This is a genomic window from Cellulomonas sp. P22 (genome assembly GCF_044392165.1).
Map to the genome: position 1 here is coordinate 175,605 of NZ_JBISBW010000011.1, position 17,346 is coordinate 192,950.

Sequence of the window (17,346 nt, forward strand, 5' to 3'; positions counted from 1 at the left end):
CTAGGAGCCGCCCGGCAGCACCTGGGCGAGCAGCGCGGCGGCGCTCGCCCGCACGGGGCGCTGCTCGGTGAGGGCCGTGACGACAGCGCCGTCCACCACTGCCACCACGAGCGCCGGGCTCACGTCGGCGCCGACCAGCCGCACGACCTCGGCGACCACCGCGTCGAGGTCGTGGCGCCCGGCGGCGATCGCGCGGGCCAGGGCGGGCACCCGGCCCGCGCCGAGCAGGTGCTCGTAGTGGGCGCGCACGGCGTCGTCGTCGCCCGGGGGCAGCACCGCGCTGACCAGCAGGTGCGCAGCCCGCTCCCGGGCGGGCTGCGTGGCGGGCGTCGCCCGGGCCGCCACCTGGGCGGCGACCGTGCGGGCGTGCTCGACCCAGGTGGCCACGAGCGCCTCGCCGGCGGCCGCCAGCAGGTCGTCGAGCCCCGTGAAGTAGTAGGTGGTCGCGGACAGCGACGCACCAGCCCGGGCGGCGACGGCCCGGTGGGTGAGCGCCCCCGGGCCTTCCTCGCGGACGATCGCTGCCGCAGCCCGGGCGAGCTCGGCGCGGCGGCGCTCGCCCTTGGCTGTGGTCGTGCCGGCTCCCCCGCTCACGCGTGCTGCGCGCCAGACAGGTTCAGCCCGACGACCCCCGCGACGATGAGGACGAGCGAGACGATCTTGAGCACCGACACCGACTCCCCGAAGATCAGGATCCCGAGCACGGCGGTCCCGACCGCGCCGATGCCGACCCACACCCCGTAGGCGACGCCCACGGGCAGGGTGCGCAGCGCCCAGCTCAGTCCCGCGAAGGACAGCACCGCGAGGACCACGAACCCGACGCTGGGCCACAGCCGCGAGAACCCGTCGGACGCCTTGAGGCTCAGCGCCCACCCCGTCTCGAGGAGGCCGGACAGGACGAGGACGACCCAGGCCATCGTGCACCCACTTTCTGGTACGGACGTACCACTCGTGATGTGGTACGAGCGTACCAGTCTGCTCGCTGACCTAGGCTGTGCCCGTGAGCGACCTCCCCGCGCAGGTGTCCCAGACCTTCGACCCGCACCGCTGGCGCACGGTCGCCGGCTTCGAGGACCTCACCGACCTCACCTACCACCGCGGCGTCGACCGCGGCGCTGACGGTGCCGACGGCCAGCGCGACCTGCCCGTCGTCCGGATCGCGTTCGACCGGCCCGAGGTGCGCAACGCGTTCCGCCCGCACACCGTCGACGAGCTCTACCGCGTGCTCGACCACGCCCGGATGAGCTCCGACGTGGGCACCGTGCTGCTGACCGGCAACGGCCCGAGCCCCAAGGACGGCGGCTGGGCGTTCTGCTCGGGCGGCGACCAGCGGATCCGGGGCCGGGACGGCTACCGCTACACGTCCGACCCGGGTGCCGAGCTCGCCGACGCGATCGACCCCGCGCGGGCCGGGCGGCTGCACATCCTCGAGGTCCAGCGCCTCATCCGCACCATGCCCAAGGTGGTCGTGGCCGTGGTGGGTGGCTGGGCCGCGGGCGGCGGGCACTCGCTGCACGTGGTCGCCGACCTGACGATCGCCTCGCGCCAGCACGCGCGCTTCATGCAGACCGACGCGAACGTCGGGTCGTTCGACGGCGGCTACGGCTCGGCGCTGCTCGCGCGGCAGGTGGGCCAGAAGCGGGCCCGCGAGATCTTCTTCCTGGCCCGTGAGTACTCGGCCGAGGAGGCCCTGGCGTGGGGCGCGGTCAACGACGTCGTGGACCACGAGCAGCTCGAGGACGCAGCGCTCGAGTACGCCCGGATCATCGCGACCAAGTCGCCCCAGGCGATCCGCATGCTCAAGTTCGCGTTCAACCTGGCGGACGACGGGCTGGCCGGGCAGCAGGTCTTCGCGGGCGAGGCCACGCGGCTGGCGTACATGACCGACGAGGCTGTCGAAGGGCGCGACGCGTTCCTCGAGCGGCGCGACCCCGACTGGTCGGGGTTCCCGTACGCGTACTGACCCGTGGAGGTCAGTGGGCCGTCAGGGCCCAGGACGCGACGTCGAGGAGCTGGCTGACCACGAGTCCCGCGCCCACGACCAGGGCGATCAGCACGGCGCAGGACGTGAGCACGGCCCCGATCGCGTGCACCCGGTCGTCGTGGTCGGTGGCCTCGTGCGAGATGAGTGCTGTCATGCGACCAGGGTCGCCCGCACCCCGCACTCACCACATCGACCCGGCGACCGAGCCGCACCGCGCCGACTTCCGTCCGCCGGTGCCGTCCGGTGCCCGCCCGGTCAGCCCTGAGGCGGAGCACAGCGCGGCGACGTCCACCCGCGGGGGCACACCGCCCCGACGGCTCGGGCGTCAGCTGACCGTCAGCGAGCCCGATCCGGCGGGCACGAGCTCGACCCAGGTGTTGCCCGGCGCGAGCGTGACCGGTGAGCCGTCGGCGCCCACGAGCAGCAGGGGCGCGTCCTGCGCGGCCTTCTCCCAGCGCACAGCGAGCGTGCGCCCGCCCGTGGCCACCACGGCGTCACCCGAACCGACGAGCGTGTAGGTCGGCACCGCAGCCCCACCCTGGGCGCCGAAACCCGTCGCGGGGTGGTCGGCTGTGATCGCGACGACGTTGGTCGCGGAGAGGCGGGCCCCGCTGGCGGCCGTGGCCTCCTTGCTGCCCTCGGAGCGCAGCCAGGCGCTGCCGTCCCACGCCCAGCTGGGGCTCGACGCTGCCGAGAGCCGGAACGCGAGCGTGCTCGCGGGCGCCCCCGCCGTGACCGCTGAGGCCCGTTCGAGGCTGCGCGCGAACGCGAACTGCTCCGCGGGGGCCGCCTGGTGCTGGGCGTCGGCCTGGGCCCAGAACGTCTCGGGGCTGCCGTAGACGTTGTGCGGCGCGGACCGTGAGCCGATCCGGTACATGCCGTCGACGCCGCGGTCGTGGCTCAGCGACTGCACGCCGCTCTCCGCCACGAGGTCGAGGATGCCGGGCTGGCCGCCCGAGTACGCGAGCAGGCCGTGCAGCGGGGCGACGACCAGCGGGTCCATGGGACGCACGGACCGGATCGGCCCGACCTCGCCCGGCACCTGCGAGTGGAACACCGCGATGAGCCGCGACACGTCGAACTCGACGATCGTCTCCCAGACCACGTCGGCCTGGTCCAACCCCGACTGGGGACGCGCGACCGCCGTGTTCTCGATCTTGACCGCGAGCGCGGGGCGCGCGGCGGGCTCCCCCGCGACCCCGGTGAGCGGCCACGTGACGGGCACGACGGGCTCGGGGGCCGCGACCTTCTGCGCCTCGACGGCCACGGGCACCGCGACGGTCTCGCGCACCGGCGCGACGGGCGCGGGTGCGCTGCACGCGCTCAGCACCAGGGCGAGCGACGTCCCGAGCAGCACGACCCGCGCGGCTCCTCGCCCGCGGGTCGTGCCCGACGTCGTCCGTGCCGCTCGTGCCGTGCGCATGGCGCCCCCTCGTCGCGGCGCCCGCGCGCCGTCAGCTGACCGTGACCGACCCGGTCCCGTTGGGGACGAGCTCGATCCAGGTGTTTCCCGGAGCAAGTGTGACGGCCGTACCGTCCGCCGTGGCGAGGGTGAGCGGCGCGTCGGTCGCCGACTTCGACCAGGTCGCCGCGATCGTGCGGCCGCCGGTGGCGACGGTCGCCTCGCCCGAGCCCACGAGCTTGGTCTCCGGCACCGGGTTGCCCGCGGGGTCGGTCGTGCCCGAGTTGACCAGGTCGACGCGCAGCAGCACGACGTTCGTGGCCGAGAGCCGCGCACCCGACTTCGCGGTCGCGGGCTTCCCGGCCTCCGAGCGGAGCCACGCCGAGGTCGCCGCGTCCCAGTCCCAGCTGGGCTTGGACATCCCGGACAGGTGCGCCGTGACGGTCGTCGCCGGGGTCCCGGCGGTCATTGCCGTGGCCTGCTCGGGCGTGCGCGCGAACGAGAACTGCTCGGGCGGCAGGTCCTGGTGGGTCGCGTCGGCCTGCTCCCAGAACGTCGCGGGCGAGCCGAACACGTTGTGCGGGGCCGCGGCCGTCTTGGTGCGGTAGAACCCCGAGTCGCCGCGGTCGTGGCTGAGGATCTGCACGCCCGAGTCCGCGAGCGCGGTGACGAAGCCCGCCTGACCGCCCGAGAACGCCACGACGCCGTGGAGCGGCGCGGTGATCGCAGGGTCCATGGGTCGGACCGAGCGGATGGGCCCGACCTCGTCGGGAACCTGCGAGCTGAAGACGACCACGAACCGCGTCACGCCACCCTCGACGACCTGCTCCCAGACCATGTCGGCCAGGTCGATGCCCGTCTGCGGGCGGACCTCGGGCGGGTTCTCGATCTTGACGGCCAGGGCCGGGCGGTTGACCACCGCGTCCGACGCGACACCCGTGAGGGGCCAGCGGTCGGGGACGACGGGCTCGGGCGCGACGCCCTTGTCGGCGTCGATCACCGCGTCGGCGGTCACCGGTGAGCTCGTCCCGGAGGAGCTGCACGCGCCGAGCGCGAGGCTCGTCCCGAGAGCGAGCAGGGCCATGGCACGGACGCGCCGACCCGAGGCCGACGTCCGTGTGCGCACTGTGAGAGCCACTGCTGAACTCCTTCCGGGGTCGGGCCGGAGGCGCCCGACGACGGCCACACTGTACGACCCGCACCTACCCTGGCCTGGTGAGCCGTGCCGTCCATGAGGTCCTGTCTTCTGCGTCCACCGTCCCCGAGCTGACCGCCGCGATCGCGCGGGCGCTCGACGGCACCGGTCCGGCGGTGCTGCCGGTCGCGCCCGACTTGGGCCTCCCCGACCCCGGTGCCGCGACGACCGTGCCGGACGAGGTGGCCCTCGTGGTCCGCACCTCGGGCTCGACCGGGACCCCCCGCGGGGTGCTGCTGGGTGCCGCGGCGCTGCGCGCGTCGGGCTCCGCGACCGAGGCCCGCGTGGGTGGCCCGGGACGCTGGCTGCTCGCGCTGCCCACCGCGCACGTCGCCGGGCTGCAGGTGCTCGTGCGCTCGGTGCTCGCGGGCACCTCCCCGGTGGTCCTCGACCCGGGCCCCTTCCGCCCCGAGGCCTTCGCCGCAGCGGCCGACCTGCTCACGGACGCACCTCGGCGGCTCACGTCGCTCGTCCCCACCCAGCTGCACCGGCTCCTGGGCTCGCCCGCGGGGACCCGCGCGCTGGCCACGTTCGACGCCGTGCTGCTCGGCGGTGCCGCGGCCTCGCCCGCCCTGGTCGCCGAGGCCCGGGCCGCGGGCGTCCGGGTCGTCACGACGTACGGGATGAGCGAGACCTGCGGGGGCTGCGTGTACGACGGCGTCCCGCTCGACGGCGTTCGGGTGGACCTGGACGAGGACGGCCGGGTGCTGCTCGCGGGTCCCGTGCTCGCGGCCGGCTACCTCGACCGGCCCGACCTGGACGCGGAGACGTTCACCCGTCGCGACGGCGTGCGCTGGCTGCGCACGAGCGACCTGGGCGAGCTGGTGCCCGACGACGCGGCGCCCGGCGGCGTGCGCCTGCGGGTGCTCGGCCGGCTCGACGACGTGGTCGTCACCGGCGGGGCCAAGGTCGCGCCCGCCGCGGTCGAGCGCGCGCTGCACGACGTCCCGGGCGTGGGCGAGGTGTGCGTCGTGGGCGTGCCCGACCCCGAGTGGGGCCAGGCCCTCACGGCCGTCGTGGTCCCCCGGCCCGGGACCGCGGCCCCCACCCTGGCCGACGTGCGCGACGCGGCCCGCACGCTGGGTGCGGCGTCGGCCCCACGCCACCTGGTCCTCGTCGACGCGCTGCCCGTGCGGGGTCCCGGCAAGACCGACCGGCAGGCCGTCATGGCCCTCGCCACGGCCCGGCTGGCGGCGGACGGCTGACCCGGGTGCGCCGCCTCGGCACGCGCCGGCCCAGCCCGGCCGGGTAGCGTCCTCCCGCACGAACGTTTCGCCCGCACCCCGCACGCACCCCACGCCGCACCCCCGGCGCACCGGTCCGCCACCACCCGTCACGGGCCCGGACCCTCATCTGACTGGAGCACGATGGCCACCTCGTCCGAGTGGATCGCCGGCGCACGACCCCGCACCCTGCCGGCCGCCGCGGCACCGGTGATCGTCGGCACGGGCGCCGCCGCGCAGCTGGGACAGGCCGACCTCGGGCGCGGGCTCCTCGCGCTCGGCGTCGCGCTCGCGCTGCAGGTGGGCGTCAACTACGCCAACGACTACTCGGACGGCGTGCGCGGCACCGACACCGACCGTGTGGGCCCCATGCGGCTCACAGCGACCGGTCTCGCGCTGCCCGGCCAGGTCAAGCGCGCCGCGTTCGCCGCGTTCGGCGTCGGCGCGGCGCTCGGGCTCTGGCTCGTCGCGCTCAGCGGGCAGTGGTGGCTGCTGGCCGTGGGTGCCGTGTCGATCCTGGCCGGCTGGTACTACACGGGCGGGCGCCGGCCCTACGGCTACCGCGGGCTCGGCGAGGTCGGGGTCTTCGTCTTCTTCGGCCTGGTCGCTGTGCTCGGCACCACGTACACCCAGACGGGACGCATCTCGTGGCCCGCGGCCGCCGGGGCGGTGGCGATCGGGCTCATCGCGTGCGCGCTCCTCATGGTCAACAACCTGCGCGACATCCCCACCGACGTGCTCGTGGGCAAGCGCACCCTCGCGGTCCGGCTCGGCGACCACCGTGCCCGACGCGTGTACGCCGCGATGGTGCTGCTGCCGATCGCTCTCGGCATCGCGTGCGCGTTCGTGGCCCCGTGGTCGCTGCTCGTGCTGCTCCTCGCCTTCCCCGCCGGGCTGCTCGCGTTCACCGTGATCGTGGGCGCTCGCGGGTTCGCGCTCGTGCCCGTGCTCGCGGGGACCGGGGTCTACGAGCTCGGGTTCGGCGTGCTGCTCGGGCTCGGCCTCGCGCTGTAGCGACCGCCTCGATCCAGGGGGCCCAGCCCCTCCGTCACCCCCCTCGGGGGGAGAACGGTCGAGACGTAGGTCTGATGCGCCTGGCAGGCGTGGCGCCGAACCTGGGGGCATGACGCTCTACGTCCACGGTCGCCCACCCCGCGCGGTGCGTCGCCGTCGCGCCCTCATCGTGGCGCTCCCCGTCGTGCTCGCGGCGGGCGTGGGGGTCGCGGCGCTGGGCGCTCACACCCCCGATGCCGCGCAGGAGCAGGCGACCTTCATGGCCGCCGGGTCGAGCGGGACAGGTGTCGACGCTGCTCCCCAGGACCCGGCGCTGGCTGGCGTCGACCCGGAGCTGGCCCGCAGGTTCACCGAAGCCCAGGCGGCAGCGGCCGACGCGGGGATCCCCCTCACCCTCACGTCCGGGAAGCGCTCGTTCGCGGAGCAGCAGGCGCTGGTCGACGCGGCGATCGAGAAGTACGGCTCGCAGCAGGAGGCGTCCCGGTGGGTGCTGCCGCCCGAGACGTCGGAGCACGTGAAAGGCCTGGCCGTGGACGTCGGCCCCCCCGAAGGGGCGAAGTGGCTCGGGAAGCACGGGCTCGAGCACGGCCTGTGCCGGACGTACGCCAACGAGGCATGGCACTTCGAGATGCTGCCCGACGGCGAGTCGTCCTGCGCCCCCATGCACGACGACTCGTCGAGCGGCTGGTGACCGCCCGGGCTGCTTCACCCCGGGCCCGCTAGGACGCGACGGTGTCGCTTGCGGTCTCGACCATGCGCGTGGCCCACTCGTAGGCCTTGTGAGCGTCGGTCGAGCCGATCGGCCCTGCGGTGTACTGCGCCTTGGTCTTCAGGGCGATCAGTCGGCGGAACGTCGAGGACAGGTTGTCCCCGACGGGGCCGGATGCTTCCAGCTCGGACACTGCCGCCTTGTGGTCGTCAGCCTTGTTCGTGTGCCCGACGGTGCGCAGGCAGATCGCGTCTTTGGCGTTGATGCCGGCCAGGACCGAGCTCGACGTCGCAGCGGTGTACAGCTCGCCAGAGAGCTCGACGTCGGCGGCGTCGAGGAACTCGCGAGCTTTCGCCAGGTGTGCGCGGGCGTCGGTCAGGGCGCTCATGCGGAGCCCTTCGGCGATGGGACGGAAGAGCGATTCCCGATGAGGAACCTGCCGTCGGTGCGGATGTTGGTCAAGAGCGTCTCACCGCGCTCCGCCATCGACTCGAGCTCATGCGGCGAGCAGCTCAGCAGGTCGACGTTGTTGCCCGTCCATCGCCTCACCTGGGCGACCAACGCCGACAGCCCTTCCTGCCAGGCCGGGTCGTCGTCGTCCACCTCGGCGGGCCGCACGACGAGCACATCGATGTCGCTGGTGGTGCTGCCGTCTCCGCGGGCGGCGGACCCGAACACGACCACCGCGACCGGCGGGGACGTCCAACCGGTCGCCAGTTCCGTCATGCGCGCCCACAGCCGTTCCTTGGCGGTGACCAGCTCGTGCAGCCCTTCGTACAACAGATGCTCGCGGTTGATCGAGTAGAGGTTCGCGGTTCCTGCAGGGGTCACGCTGACCAGTCCGGCCTCGGCGAGCGATCGCAGCACGGTTGCGGTCTGGGTCTGGGAGACCTGGGGCGAGGTCAGCTCCGCGACCCGGCGCCCAGTGAGTGGTTCACCGGCCCGGACGAGGACGGCGATCACTGGCCCGTGCGCGGATGGCAGCACGGAGGTGAGCGGGGAGGTCATATCCATCAGCGTCTCCGTCCTGCGTCTCCGACATGCCCACTATATCGGTCACGCGACCGGAAAACCACTCACGCAACCGCTTTTCCGCTCATGGACCCAGATCGTCGAAGCTCGCCGGAGGGCCGACGCCGGGGAGACCGTCAGCTGCTAGGACGGCCTCGCGACGTCCTGACAGCAGGTCGGGAGCGCAGAGCTCTCGGGCTCGGCGGCGCGACCAGGCATCACACCGGTCCCGGCTCGCCCTCGGCCGCGTCGAGGACCGCGTCCTCGACGTCGGCGTCCTCCTTCTCGCGCGCCGACATCCCCGAGCGCTCGGCACGCGCCTGCGCCCGGTGGGCCAGGTGGAGCGCGGCGGCATCGCGATGCTTCCCGAGCAGCACGTAGGACAGCGCCCAGGCGATCAGCGCGGCCACGACGACCGCGAGCCAGGAGCCCATGCCCGCCCACACGAGCAGGGCGAGGCTCACGGCGAAGAGGCCGAACCTCCACAGGGAGTACGTCACGACGGGCACGGCACCAGGGTAGGTCGCGCTGCGCCGCGCTCGTGCACGCGACGGCGAACTAGGGTGGGACGATGCGCAACCTCTTCGTCCTCGCGGCGGTCGGGCTCATCGTCTACACGATCATCGACGTGCTGCGCAGCGACGAGTCCGAGCGGTTCGGTGTGCATCGCATCCTCTGGCTGGTCTTCATCGTGGTGCTGCCCGTGATCGGCTCGCTCGCGTGGCTCGTGCTGCGCCGGCTGGCCCGTTCGGCGAGCCGGCGCGGAGGTGGCGCCCCGCGGCCCCGCACCGCCTCCGGCCCGGTGGCCCCCGACGACGACCCCGAGTTCCTGTGGCGCCTCGAGCAGCAGCGTCGGCGCGCCGAGCGCGACCGCCCCGCGGGCGACCACCAGCCCGAGGACCCGCGGCCCGACGCCTGAGCGTCGCTCCGACTCCCCCGCGCCCGGTGGTGCGGCACGATGGACCCATGAGCACCCTCGACCGGCTGACCACCGACCTCACCGCGTCCATGAAGGCGCGTGACGCGTTCCGGACCAACACGCTGCGGCAGGTGATCGGCGCGGTCCGCGCCGCCGAGAAGGCCGGCCCCGTGGCCGTCGAGCTCGACGAGGAGCAGGTCCAGGGCGTGCTCGCGAGCGAGGTCAAGAAGCGCCGCGACAGCGCCCAGATCTACACCGACGCGCACGCGACCGAGCGGGCCGAGACCGAGACGGCCGAGGCCGACCTGATCGAGACGTACCTGCCGGCAGCTCTCGACGAGGCCCAGCTCGACGCGGTGGTGGCCGACGCGGTCGCCGCCACGGGTGCCACGGGCATGAAGGACATGGGCACCGTCATGAAGGCCGCGACGGCTGCCGCGTCGGGCCTGGGCCGGGTCGACGGCAAGGCGCTGTCCCAGCGCGTGCGGCAGGCGCTCCAGGCGCTCTGACCGACGCGGCACCGGAGACGACGACGGCGCGCTGCGGGCTCAGGGCCCGCGGCGCGCCGCGTCGTCGTCCGGGGTCAGAGCCCGCTGTAGGAGTGCAACCCGCTCGGGACCAGGTTGACGACGGTGAAGTTCGCGATCACGCACGCGTAGCCGACGAACACGAAGTAGGCCGCGCGGCGCCCGCTCCAGCCGCGCGTGGTGCGCGCGTGCAGGTAGGCCGCGTAGACGACCCAGGCGACGAACGTGCCGACCTCCTTGGGGTCCCAGCCCCAGTACCGGCCCCATGCGTGCTCGGCCCAGATGGACCCGCCGACGAGCGCGAACGTCCACAGCACGAAGCCGACGGCGTTGAGCCGGAACGACTGCGCCTCGAGCGCGCGCGGCGACGGCACCGTGCGCAGCCAGGCCCACGCGGGACCCGTCACACGCCAGCGGTGCAGCGACCGGCGCACGCCGTCGAACCGCCGCCACGGCGCCTCGAGGTGGCTGCGTCCGCTCGTGCGGGAGTCCTTGAGCACCTGGAGGGCGGCCGCCGCGAACGCGACGGTGAACACGCCGGTGGCGATGATCGCGACGCCCACGTGCAGCACGAGCCAGTAGCTCTGCAGGGCGGGCTGCACCGCGTCGGCCTGCACGAAGAAGACGAGCAGCGCGACGGCGAGCGCGAGCACCGAGATGCCGAGCACCACGACGCCCACGAAGGGGATGAAGCGGCGGCGCTGCACGAGCACCAGCACGACGAGCGCCGTGAGGACCCCGACGAGCGTGAACTCGTACATGTTGGCCGTGGGTGAGCGTCCGGCCGCGACACCACGGGCCGCGATGCCCGCGATCAGGAGCAGCGCACCGAGGAGCGTCGTCGAGCGCGCGATGCCCGACGCCTTCGAGCCGCCGCTGCTGGGCAGGTCGTCCTCGTCGTCGGGCACGGCCCCGGACGCGGAACCACCTCCGACGCCTGCCGCGACCGTGGCTGGCTGAGCCGCGGCACGGCGCGAGGAGATCTCGGCGTGCCGGGCGAGCGCGAGCGTGTACGCCAGGAACGCGATGGTGAGCGCGGTCGCAGCACCCCACACGAGGAGGGTGCTGAGGTCGGCGACGGTCATCTCTGGGCCTCTTCTGCGGTGCGTGCCGGTGCGGTGGGTGCTGTGGTGCCGTCGAGCGGTGCGGGGAGCGCTGCGAGCACGCGGTCGAGCTCGTCCTGGAGCCCGATGTCGTCGCTGCGGGCGAGGGCTGCGGCCGTGACCACTGTACGGGCGGGGTCTGCGCTGTCCACCGCGGCCCGGACCCACACGCGGCGGCGGGGGGTGAACAGCGACGTGCCGAGGCCCGCGATCGCGAGCAGCGCGAACACGAGCAGGTACGGCAGGGCCGGGTCGAAGCGGAGGTCGAGCGCGACGAAGCGCGGCAGGTCCTCGAACGTCAGCGTGCCCAGGCCGTCGGGCAGCGCGACGGTCTCGCCCGGGTGGACGTAGAGCGTCACGGGCACGCCCTGGTCGTCGGTGGCCTGGACCATCCCGGTGTCGTCGAGCTGGTAGACGTTCTGCGGCACCCCGTCGTCGAGACCCAGGTCGCCCGACCACACCGCGAGCACGAGCAGCGGGTCGGTCGGCTGCGGGTCGGTCGAGCGCCACACCGTGTCGGTGAGCTGCTGCGCGGTGGGCAGCAGCGAGCCCACGAGGCCGATCTGGTCCTGCCCGCCCGAGACGTCGGGCACCTTGATGACGCCCTGCGAGGTGTACACGGTGTCCTGCGGCAGGAACGGCACGGCGCCCTCGAACGCGATCTCGCCCGCGCCGTCACGCACGACGACGCGCGGCGCGTAGCCGTTGCCCTGCAGGTAGACCTTCGCGCCGCCCGCGGTGAGCGGGTGGTTGACCTTGATGGTCGCGTCCTCGGCCTCGGCGCCCGGCTCGGCGACCGTCACCTCGGCGAGGAAGTCGCGGGACTGGAGCGTGGTGGCGTCGAAGCGGGACGTGAACCGGTCGAGCGTGAGCCGGAACGGCACGAGGCTCTCGGCGTCGAAGGCGGTGCCGGACTCGAACGTGTCGTAGTCGGTCTGCGCGTTGGCGAACGTGCCGCCCTCGACGAGCATCACCTGGCCGCGGTAGTGCAGCATCTGCCCGGTCGCGACAGCGATCAGCAGCCCGACGAGCGCCAGGTGGAACACGAGGTTGCCGGTCTCGCGCAGGTAGCCGCGCTCGGCCGACAGGGTCCACGTCCCGGGGCGCTCCTCGCTGACGTCCGTGCGGAACGTGCGCAGCGGCCCGCGACCGCGCAGTGCCCGTTCGGCGGCGCGCACGACCTGCTCGGGGCTCGCGGCCGACGTCGCGGCACCCTGCGCGGGGAACCGGTCGAAGCGGCGCGGCGTGCGCGGCGGCCGGGCCCGCAGCGCCCGCAGGTGCACCTTGGCGCGCGGCAGGATGCAGCCGACGAGCGAGACGAACAGCAGCAGGTAGATCGCCGAGAACCACGCCGAGGCATAGACGTCGAAGAACCCGAGCCGGTCGAGCCACGGCCCGCTGCCGGGGTTGTCGAGGAGGTACTGCGCGACGTCCTCCGGCGACTGCGGCCGCTGCGGGAACACCGAGCCGGGCACCGCCGCGACCGCGAGCAGCATGAGCAGCAGCAGCGCGACCCGCATGCTGGTGAGCTGGCGCCACGTCCAGCGCAGCCACCCCACGAGGCCGAGTCGGGGCAGCGCCACGGCTGCCGCACCGATCGGGGCGTCGGGGTCGTTCGAGAACGCGTCGTCGAGCCCCTCGGGCGTGTACGTCGGCTTGTTCGCGCTCATCACACCACCGGGACGAAGAAGTCGGAGCCTGTCAGCAGGCCTTGGAGCCAGCTCGCCCACGAGGCCCACAGGCCCGTGGCCAGCGCGATGCCGAGCACCACGAGCAGGCCGCCACCCACCCGCATGACCGCGAGCCGGTGCCGGCGCAGGAAGCCCAGCGCCCGGCGGCTGCGGGCCGTGCCGAGCGCGATGAGCAGGAACGGCAGCCCGAGGCCGACGCAGAACGCGACCGAGAGCACGCCGCCGCGCACGGCCGAGCCGCCGTCGAGCGAGAGCGCGGTGATGGCCACGAGCGTGGGGCCGATGCACGGCGTCCACCCCAGGCCGAAGACGAGGCCCAGCAGGGGCGCGCCCCACAGGCCGGCGCGGGGGCTCAGGTGCGGGCGGGTGTCCTGCTGGAGGAACGGGACGAAGCCCATGAACGCGAGGCCCATGAGCACGACGACCACGCCGAGCACGCGCGTGAGCCAGCCCTGGCCGTCCTGCAGCACGGCGCCGACCGAACCGGCGAGCACGCCGAGGGCCACGAAGACGAACGTGAACCCGGCGACGAACAGGCCCACCCCTGCGAGCAGCCGCCCACGGCCGACCGCGGGCACGGCGTGCGTCGTCGTCACCACGGGTGCGCCGCCCAGGTCCACGACGCGCGGGGCGCCGGGTGCCGCACCGAGCGTCGCGCCCGACATGCCGCCGAGGTAGCCGAGGTAGCCGGGCACGAGCGGCAGCACGCACGGCGAGGCGAACGCGACGAAGCCCGCGACGACGGCCACGGGCACGGCGAGCAGCAGCGACCCGCTGAACGCGGTCGTGGCGAACGCGTCCCCCACGTCCGCGGCCAGCGTCATCCCTGCTGCGGCGCCCATGGCTACGCGGCCTGCCCCTCGGCGAGCAGCTCGTCGACGAGCGCCCGCAGGGTCGAGGCGTCGGCCGTGCCGAGGATGCGTGCGGCGACGCGGCCCTCGCGGTCGAGCACGACGGTGGTGGGCACGGCCTTGACGGGCACGACGGCCTGGAGCGCGGCGATCGCGGTGCGGTCGCCGTCGGCGATGCTCGGGTAGGGGATCTCGAAGGTTCGCTCGAACGCCTGCGCGGCGCCCGCGTCGTCGGTGCCGTTGATCCCGAGCAGGTGCACGCCCTGGTCGGCGTAGTCGGTCGCGAGCGCGGCGAGGTCGGGGGCCTCGGCCCGGCACGGCGGGCACGCCGCGTACCAGGTGTTGAGCACGACGACGTCCCCGCGCCACGTGGCCACGTCCTGCGCGGTGCCCGTGAAGTCGGTGCCGGCGAGCTCGACGGGCTCGGAACGGTCGGCCACCGCCCAGGTACGGGTCGAGCCGTCGCCGGACTGGTAGCCCTGGTCCACGACGTCACCGCCCGTGCCGGTGCCGCCGTCGCCGCCCGCGCTGCACCCGCCCGCGACCAGCACGGCCACGAGGAGCGCGCCCGCGAGCGGGAGCCGACGGCGGCGGACGGCGCTCATGCTCCGGGCACCCCGGACACGCCGGGCAGCAGGGACCTGGCGGGCTCGGCGTAGTCGATCCCGACGAGCCGGTCGTCCTCGAAGCGCAGGCTCGTGACGGACGCGACCGAGCACTCGCGGCGGCGCGGGTCGTGCCACAGTCGGCGGTTCTCGAGCGCAGAGCGCGTGACCCAGATGGGCAGCTGGTGGCTCACGAGCACGGCCTCGTGGCCGCGCGCGGCCTCGCGCGCGGTGTCGACCGCCGCGAGCATCCGGTCGACCTGGACCCGGTACGGCTCGCCCCACGAGGGGCGGAAGGGGTTGCGCAGCAGCGGCCAGTGCCGCGGGTGCCGCAGCGAGCCGTCGCCGACCCCGAACGTCATGCCCTCGAACTGGTTCTCGGCCTCGATGAGGTTCGCGTCGGTGCCGATCGGCAGCCCGAAGGCCTCGGCTATCGGACCGGCCGTCTCCTGGGCGCGCTGGAGCGGCGACGCGGTGACGACGGTGACGTCCCGACGCGGCGCCCCGGACTCCCCGGCGAGGTACGCGGCGACCATGTCGGCCATCGCGCGCCCCCTTTCGGAGAGCCGGAAGCCCTCGAGTCGGCCGTACAGCACTCCGGACGGGTTGTGCACCTCACCGTGCCGCATGAGGTGGACCGTGGTGGCGACCATGGGACCAGTGTCCCAAACGCGGGCGGGTGATCCGGTCGGTCCCAGTGTGTCCCCTGACACCCTGCGGTACGCGGTCAGGCGTGCTGTGCCGCGGCGGGTTGGCGCAGCGCGTCCGCGACGGCGGTCATGGCCTCGCCGAGGGCGCGCAGCTGCGCAGGGGTGAGCACGTCGACGAGGTGCTCACGCACAGCCCGCACGTGGCCCGGGGCCGCCGCCACGATGCGCTCCCAGCCGGCCTCGGTCATGGTCGCGTTGACGCCGCGGGCGTCTTCCTTGCACGCGGTGCGCTCGACGAGCCCGGCGGCCTCCATGCGGCGGATGGTGTGCGTCAGGCGGCTGCGCGAGTGCGCGAGCTCGTCGGCCAGCTCGGACATGCGCAGCGTGCGGCCGGGGGCCTCGGAGAGCCGGACCAGCACCTCGTACTCCCCCAGCGACAGGCCGGAGTCGGCGTCGAGCTCGCGGGCGAGGGCCTCGGTGAGCAGCGCGTTGCCGTCGCGGAACGCACGCCACTGGTGCTGCTCCTCGACCGTGAGCCAGCGCACCTCGTCGTGGGGTGCGGGGGCGGGTGCGGGCTGCGTCTGCTGCGTCATGGGGTCTCCGTTCGGTCGTCCGCGGGGCCGAGGGACGAGATCGTCGTCACGCGGGGTTGCGGCTCTGGTCCGAGTGTAGTAGAACTCTCAACTAACGAACAGTTGACCTTTCAACTATGAGGAGCCACTCATGAGCACCACGACCACTTCCCTCCCCGCCGGCCTCACCGCCGGGACCTGGACGATCGACGCGTCGCACAGCGAGGCCTCGTTCACCGTGCGTCACGCTGGCATCTCCAAGGTCCGCGGCTCGGTCGCGATCACCGACGGCACGCTCACCGTGGGCGACGACCTCGCCGCGAGCTCGGTCGTCGCGACGCTCGACCCCTCGACCGTGAGCACGGGCGACGCGGGCCGCGACGGGCACCTCCAGACGGCCGACTTCTTCGACGTCGAGACCTTCGGCTCGTGGACGTTCACCTCGACCGGCGTGCGTGCCGACGGCGAGGACTTCCTCATCGCGGGCGACCTGACGCTGCACGGCGTGACGCGCCCCGTCGAGCTCGAGACCGAGTTCCACGGCACCGCCGTCGACGCGTACGGCAACCTGCGCGCCGGCTTCAGCGCCCAGACCACGATCTCCCGCAAGGAGTTCGGCCTGACCTGGAACGCCGCGCTCGAGGCCGGTGGCGTGCTCGTCTCCGACAAGGTCGTCCTGAACCTCGAGGTCTCGGCGATCCGCCAGGCCTGAGCACCCTGCACCACCACGACCCGACGGGGACCGCGCGCGAGCCGCACGGTCCCCGTCGTCGTCCCACCGGCGTCCCCGCGGCCCCGGTCGGACGCGTCAGCCGTCCTCGCCGGCCCGGCGTCGGTCGTGGAACGCGAGGATCTGCAGCTCCGACCCCAGGTCCACAGCCCGCAGGTCGACCTCAGGGGGCACCCGCAGCGCGCGCGGGGCGAACGACAGGACGCCGCTCACCCCCGCCGCGACCAGCTTGTCGCACACGTCCTGCGCCGCGTCAGCGGGCGTCGCGATGACAGCGATCGTCGCGGCCTGCTCCTCCACCACCGCCGCGAGCCGGTCCGGCGGCTCGACCACGAGTCCCGCCACGCGAGAGCCCACCACCGCAGGGTCGGCGTCCACGAGCCCCGCGACGACGAAGCCGCGGTCCGAGAACCCGGGGTAGCCCGCGAGCGCCCGCCCCAGGTTGCCCACCCCCACGATGACCACGCGCCGTTCCCGGGTGAGCCCCAGCACGGCGCCGAGCTCGGCGCTCAGGTGCGCCACGTCGTAGCCCACGCCGCGCCGCCCGTGCGTACCGAGGAACGACAGGTCCTTGCGCAGCTGTGCGGGGCTCACCCCCGCGACCTGCGCGAGCGCCCCCGACGACGTCGTGACCACACCGCGCTCCGTGAGCACGGCGAGCGCCCGCAGGTACCCGGGGAGGCGTCCGACGGTGGCCGCCGGCACCGACCGTCCGGGCCGACCCGTGCCGGGGTCCCGGTCGGTGCCCGGCGCGTCCTCGCGCGGGTCGCCCTCTCGCCGTGTCGCCACCAGTCCCCCTGGATGAAAGAGACGGCCAGGCTAGGGGGTCCGCGCGCGGGGCACCTAGGACCTCGGCGGACCTGCCGCGACCGCCCGACGCAGCCGCTCCTCGTCGAGGTACCAGTACCCCTGCCGCACGCCGTCGACCTCGACCACGGGCACCAGCTCGCCGTACTCCTCGCGCAGCGGTCCGGCGTCCGGACCGGGGGCGTCCACGTCGACCTCGACCCACCCCACCCCGGCAGGTTCGCACACCCGTCGCACCAGGTCACGGGCGCCGTCGCACAGGTGGCAGCCGGGTCGGGTGAACAGCACGACACGCGAGGTCGGCGGATACGTCTCAGGCACAGACCCACCCTAGGCGTGGTCGATAGAGTGTC

23 protein-coding genes are annotated in these 17,346 nt (G+C 74.1%); 7 read left to right on the forward strand and 16 right to left on the reverse strand.

The window, feature by feature from the left end; genetic code table 11:
- Nucleotides 1-594, reverse strand: a complete 594-nt coding sequence (locus tag ACGIF2_RS13415) for a TetR/AcrR family transcriptional regulator (RefSeq protein ID WP_396047399.1) — start codon at nucleotides 592-594, stop codon at nucleotides 1-3.
- The gene (locus tag ACGIF2_RS13420) at nucleotides 591-917 is read right to left on the reverse strand and encodes a DMT family transporter (protein WP_396047401.1); all 327 of its coding nucleotides are present in this window, start codon (nucleotides 915-917) and stop codon (nucleotides 591-593) included. The genes ACGIF2_RS13415 and ACGIF2_RS13420 overlap by 4 nt, the downstream gene beginning before the upstream one ends.
- Before the next feature lie 83 nt (nucleotides 918-1,000).
- Here ACGIF2_RS13420 and ACGIF2_RS13425 point away from each other — a divergent pair, with 83 nt between their 5' ends.
- On the forward strand, nucleotides 1,001-1,963 hold the full coding sequence (locus ACGIF2_RS13425) for a 1,4-dihydroxy-2-naphthoyl-CoA synthase (RefSeq protein ID WP_396047403.1): 963 nt from the start codon (nucleotides 1,001-1,003) through the stop codon (nucleotides 1,961-1,963).
- Between the two features lie 10 nt (nucleotides 1,964-1,973).
- Here ACGIF2_RS13425 and ACGIF2_RS13430 read toward each other — a convergent pair whose 3' ends face one another.
- The 3 genes from ACGIF2_RS13430 to ACGIF2_RS13440 form a co-directional block, all read right to left on the reverse strand.
- Nucleotides 1,974-2,138, reverse strand: coding sequence for a hypothetical protein (locus tag ACGIF2_RS13430; protein ID WP_396047405.1), 165 nt, complete (start codon nucleotides 2,136-2,138; stop codon nucleotides 1,974-1,976).
- 171 nt (nucleotides 2,139-2,309) lie between these two features.
- Entirely contained in the window at nucleotides 2,310-3,407 is a 1,098-nt protein-coding gene (locus tag ACGIF2_RS13435; protein WP_396047407.1) for a DUF3048 domain-containing protein, read from the reverse strand.
- 31 nt (nucleotides 3,408-3,438) lie between these two features.
- Nucleotides 3,439-4,524, reverse strand: coding sequence for a DUF3048 domain-containing protein (locus ACGIF2_RS13440; protein WP_396047408.1), 1,086 nt, complete (start codon nucleotides 4,522-4,524; stop codon nucleotides 3,439-3,441).
- Nucleotides 4,525-4,601: 77 nt separating this feature from the next.
- Between ACGIF2_RS13440 and menE the strand changes: the two genes are divergently transcribed.
- The 3 genes from menE to ACGIF2_RS13455 all read left to right on the forward strand — a co-directional run bounded on the left by menE (nucleotide 4,602) and on the right by ACGIF2_RS13455 (nucleotide 7,509).
- Entirely contained in the window at nucleotides 4,602-5,786 is a 1,185-nt protein-coding gene (menE, locus tag ACGIF2_RS13445; protein WP_396047410.1) for an o-succinylbenzoate--CoA ligase, read from the forward strand.
- 162 nt (nucleotides 5,787-5,948) lie between these two features.
- Nucleotides 5,949-6,818: a 1,4-dihydroxy-2-naphthoate polyprenyltransferase gene (locus tag ACGIF2_RS13450; RefSeq protein ID WP_396047412.1), complete on the forward strand. Its 870-nt coding sequence runs from the start codon at nucleotides 5,949-5,951 to the stop codon at nucleotides 6,816-6,818.
- A gap of 109 nt (nucleotides 6,819-6,927) precedes the next feature.
- Nucleotides 6,928-7,509 (forward strand): M15 family metallopeptidase, encoded by a 582-nt coding sequence (locus ACGIF2_RS13455; protein WP_396047414.1) that lies wholly within the window; start codon nucleotides 6,928-6,930, stop codon nucleotides 7,507-7,509.
- Nucleotides 7,510-7,537: 28 nt separating this feature from the next.
- Here the strand turns inward: ACGIF2_RS13455 and ACGIF2_RS13460 are convergent, their stop codons facing one another.
- The 3 genes from ACGIF2_RS13460 to ACGIF2_RS13470 form a co-directional block, all read right to left on the reverse strand.
- On the reverse strand, nucleotides 7,538-7,915 hold the full coding sequence (locus tag ACGIF2_RS13460; protein ID WP_396047416.1) for a HEPN domain-containing protein: 378 nt from the start codon (nucleotides 7,913-7,915) through the stop codon (nucleotides 7,538-7,540).
- A complete protein-coding gene (locus ACGIF2_RS13465; RefSeq protein ID WP_396047418.1) occupies nucleotides 7,912-8,541 on the reverse strand; it encodes a nucleotidyltransferase domain-containing protein in 630 nt (209 codons plus the stop codon). Before ACGIF2_RS13465 ends, ACGIF2_RS13460 begins: the two co-directional genes overlap by 4 nt.
- A 215-nt stretch (nucleotides 8,542-8,756) precedes the next feature.
- Entirely contained in the window at nucleotides 8,757-9,047 is a 291-nt protein-coding gene (locus ACGIF2_RS13470; RefSeq protein WP_396047420.1) for a DUF4229 domain-containing protein, read from the reverse strand.
- A 62-nt stretch (nucleotides 9,048-9,109) separates the two neighbouring features.
- Between ACGIF2_RS13470 and ACGIF2_RS13475 the strand changes: the two genes are divergently transcribed.
- Both ACGIF2_RS13475 and ACGIF2_RS13480 read left to right on the forward strand, forming a co-directional pair.
- Nucleotides 9,110-9,457, forward strand: coding sequence for a PLD nuclease N-terminal domain-containing protein (locus tag ACGIF2_RS13475; RefSeq protein WP_396047422.1), 348 nt, complete (start codon nucleotides 9,110-9,112; stop codon nucleotides 9,455-9,457).
- Between the two features lie 47 nt (nucleotides 9,458-9,504).
- Nucleotides 9,505-9,966, forward strand: a complete 462-nt coding sequence (locus ACGIF2_RS13480; RefSeq protein ID WP_396047424.1) for a GatB/YqeY domain-containing protein — start codon at nucleotides 9,505-9,507, stop codon at nucleotides 9,964-9,966.
- Nucleotides 9,967-10,040: 74 nt separating this feature from the next.
- On the opposite strand, the gene ccsB is transcribed toward ACGIF2_RS13480, so the two are convergent.
- The 6 genes from ccsB to ACGIF2_RS13510 all read right to left on the reverse strand — a co-directional run bounded on the left by ccsB (nucleotide 10,041) and on the right by ACGIF2_RS13510 (nucleotide 15,477).
- Nucleotides 10,041-11,069 (reverse strand): c-type cytochrome biogenesis protein CcsB, encoded by a 1,029-nt coding sequence (ccsB, locus tag ACGIF2_RS13485; protein WP_396047426.1) that lies wholly within the window; start codon nucleotides 11,067-11,069, stop codon nucleotides 10,041-10,043.
- A complete protein-coding gene (locus ACGIF2_RS13490) occupies nucleotides 11,066-12,757 on the reverse strand; it encodes a cytochrome c biogenesis protein ResB (protein ID WP_396047428.1) in 1,692 nt (563 codons plus the stop codon). Before ACGIF2_RS13490 ends, ccsB begins: the two co-directional genes overlap by 4 nt.
- On the reverse strand, nucleotides 12,757-13,620 hold the full coding sequence (locus ACGIF2_RS13495) for a cytochrome c biogenesis CcdA family protein (RefSeq protein ID WP_396047430.1): 864 nt from the start codon (nucleotides 13,618-13,620) through the stop codon (nucleotides 12,757-12,759). Before ACGIF2_RS13495 ends, ACGIF2_RS13490 begins: the two co-directional genes overlap by 1 nt.
- Before the next feature lie 2 nt (nucleotides 13,621-13,622).
- Nucleotides 13,623-14,234: a TlpA family protein disulfide reductase gene (locus ACGIF2_RS13500; protein WP_396047432.1), complete on the reverse strand. Its 612-nt coding sequence runs from the start codon at nucleotides 14,232-14,234 to the stop codon at nucleotides 13,623-13,625.
- Nucleotides 14,231-14,887, reverse strand: coding sequence for a histidine phosphatase family protein (locus tag ACGIF2_RS13505; RefSeq protein WP_396047434.1), 657 nt, complete (start codon nucleotides 14,885-14,887; stop codon nucleotides 14,231-14,233). Before ACGIF2_RS13505 ends, ACGIF2_RS13500 begins: the two co-directional genes overlap by 4 nt.
- Nucleotides 14,888-14,961: 74 nt before the next feature.
- Nucleotides 14,962-15,477, reverse strand: coding sequence for a MarR family winged helix-turn-helix transcriptional regulator (locus tag ACGIF2_RS13510; protein WP_396047436.1), 516 nt, complete (start codon nucleotides 15,475-15,477; stop codon nucleotides 14,962-14,964).
- 130 nt (nucleotides 15,478-15,607) lie between these two features.
- Between ACGIF2_RS13510 and ACGIF2_RS13515 the strand changes: the two genes are divergently transcribed.
- Nucleotides 15,608-16,168, forward strand: a complete 561-nt coding sequence (locus ACGIF2_RS13515; protein WP_396047438.1) for a YceI family protein — start codon at nucleotides 15,608-15,610, stop codon at nucleotides 16,166-16,168.
- A 96-nt stretch (nucleotides 16,169-16,264) separates the two neighbouring features.
- On the opposite strand, the gene ACGIF2_RS13520 is transcribed toward ACGIF2_RS13515, so the two are convergent.
- Nucleotides 16,265-16,975: a redox-sensing transcriptional repressor Rex gene (locus ACGIF2_RS13520; protein ID WP_396047440.1), complete on the reverse strand. Its 711-nt coding sequence runs from the start codon at nucleotides 16,973-16,975 to the stop codon at nucleotides 16,265-16,267.
- A 54-nt stretch (nucleotides 16,976-17,029) separates the two neighbouring features.
- Complete coding sequence (locus ACGIF2_RS13525) at nucleotides 17,030-17,314, reverse strand: glutaredoxin family protein (protein ID WP_396047442.1); 285 nt, start codon at nucleotides 17,312-17,314, stop codon at nucleotides 17,030-17,032.
- Nucleotides 17,315-17,346: the final 32 nt, after the last annotated feature.

What these genes read in the sequence shown, in the direction of transcription:
- ACGIF2_RS13420 (WP_396047401.1), bottom strand. Translation starts at nt 917, where the DNA reads ATGGCCTGGGTCGTCCTCGTCCTGTCCGGCCTCCTCGAGACGGGGTGG.
- ACGIF2_RS13430 (WP_396047405.1), bottom strand. Translation starts at nt 2,138, where the DNA reads ATGACAGCACTCATCTCGCACGAGGCCACCGACCACGACGACCGGGTG.
- ACGIF2_RS13435 (WP_396047407.1), bottom strand. Translation starts at nt 3,407, where the DNA reads ATGCGCACGGCACGAGCGGCACGGACGACGTCGGGCACGACCCGCGGG.
- ACGIF2_RS13450 (WP_396047412.1), top strand. Translation starts at nt 5,949, where the DNA reads ATGGCCACCTCGTCCGAGTGGATCGCCGGCGCACGACCCCGCACCCTG.
- ACGIF2_RS13455 (WP_396047414.1), top strand. Translation starts at nt 6,928, where the DNA reads ATGACGCTCTACGTCCACGGTCGCCCACCCCGCGCGGTGCGTCGCCGT.
- ACGIF2_RS13460 (WP_396047416.1), bottom strand. Translation starts at nt 7,915, where the DNA reads ATGAGCGCCCTGACCGACGCCCGCGCACACCTGGCGAAAGCTCGCGAG.
- ACGIF2_RS13465 (WP_396047418.1), bottom strand. Translation starts at nt 8,541, where the DNA reads ATGGATATGACCTCCCCGCTCACCTCCGTGCTGCCATCCGCGCACGGG.
- ACGIF2_RS13475 (WP_396047422.1), top strand. Translation starts at nt 9,110, where the DNA reads ATGCGCAACCTCTTCGTCCTCGCGGCGGTCGGGCTCATCGTCTACACG.
- ACGIF2_RS13480 (WP_396047424.1), top strand. Translation starts at nt 9,505, where the DNA reads ATGAGCACCCTCGACCGGCTGACCACCGACCTCACCGCGTCCATGAAG.
- ccsB (WP_396047426.1), bottom strand. Translation starts at nt 11,069, where the DNA reads ATGACCGTCGCCGACCTCAGCACCCTCCTCGTGTGGGGTGCTGCGACC.
- ACGIF2_RS13490 (WP_396047428.1), bottom strand. Translation starts at nt 12,757, where the DNA reads ATGAGCGCGAACAAGCCGACGTACACGCCCGAGGGGCTCGACGACGCG.
- ACGIF2_RS13495 (WP_396047430.1), bottom strand. Translation starts at nt 13,620, where the DNA reads ATGGGCGCCGCAGCAGGGATGACGCTGGCCGCGGACGTGGGGGACGCG.
- ACGIF2_RS13500 (WP_396047432.1), bottom strand. Translation starts at nt 14,234, where the DNA reads ATGAGCGCCGTCCGCCGCCGTCGGCTCCCGCTCGCGGGCGCGCTCCTC.
- ACGIF2_RS13505 (WP_396047434.1), bottom strand. Translation starts at nt 14,887, where the DNA reads ATGGTCGCCACCACGGTCCACCTCATGCGGCACGGTGAGGTGCACAAC.
- ACGIF2_RS13510 (WP_396047436.1), bottom strand. Translation starts at nt 15,477, where the DNA reads ATGACGCAGCAGACGCAGCCCGCACCCGCCCCCGCACCCCACGACGAG.
- ACGIF2_RS13515 (WP_396047438.1), top strand. Translation starts at nt 15,608, where the DNA reads ATGAGCACCACGACCACTTCCCTCCCCGCCGGCCTCACCGCCGGGACC.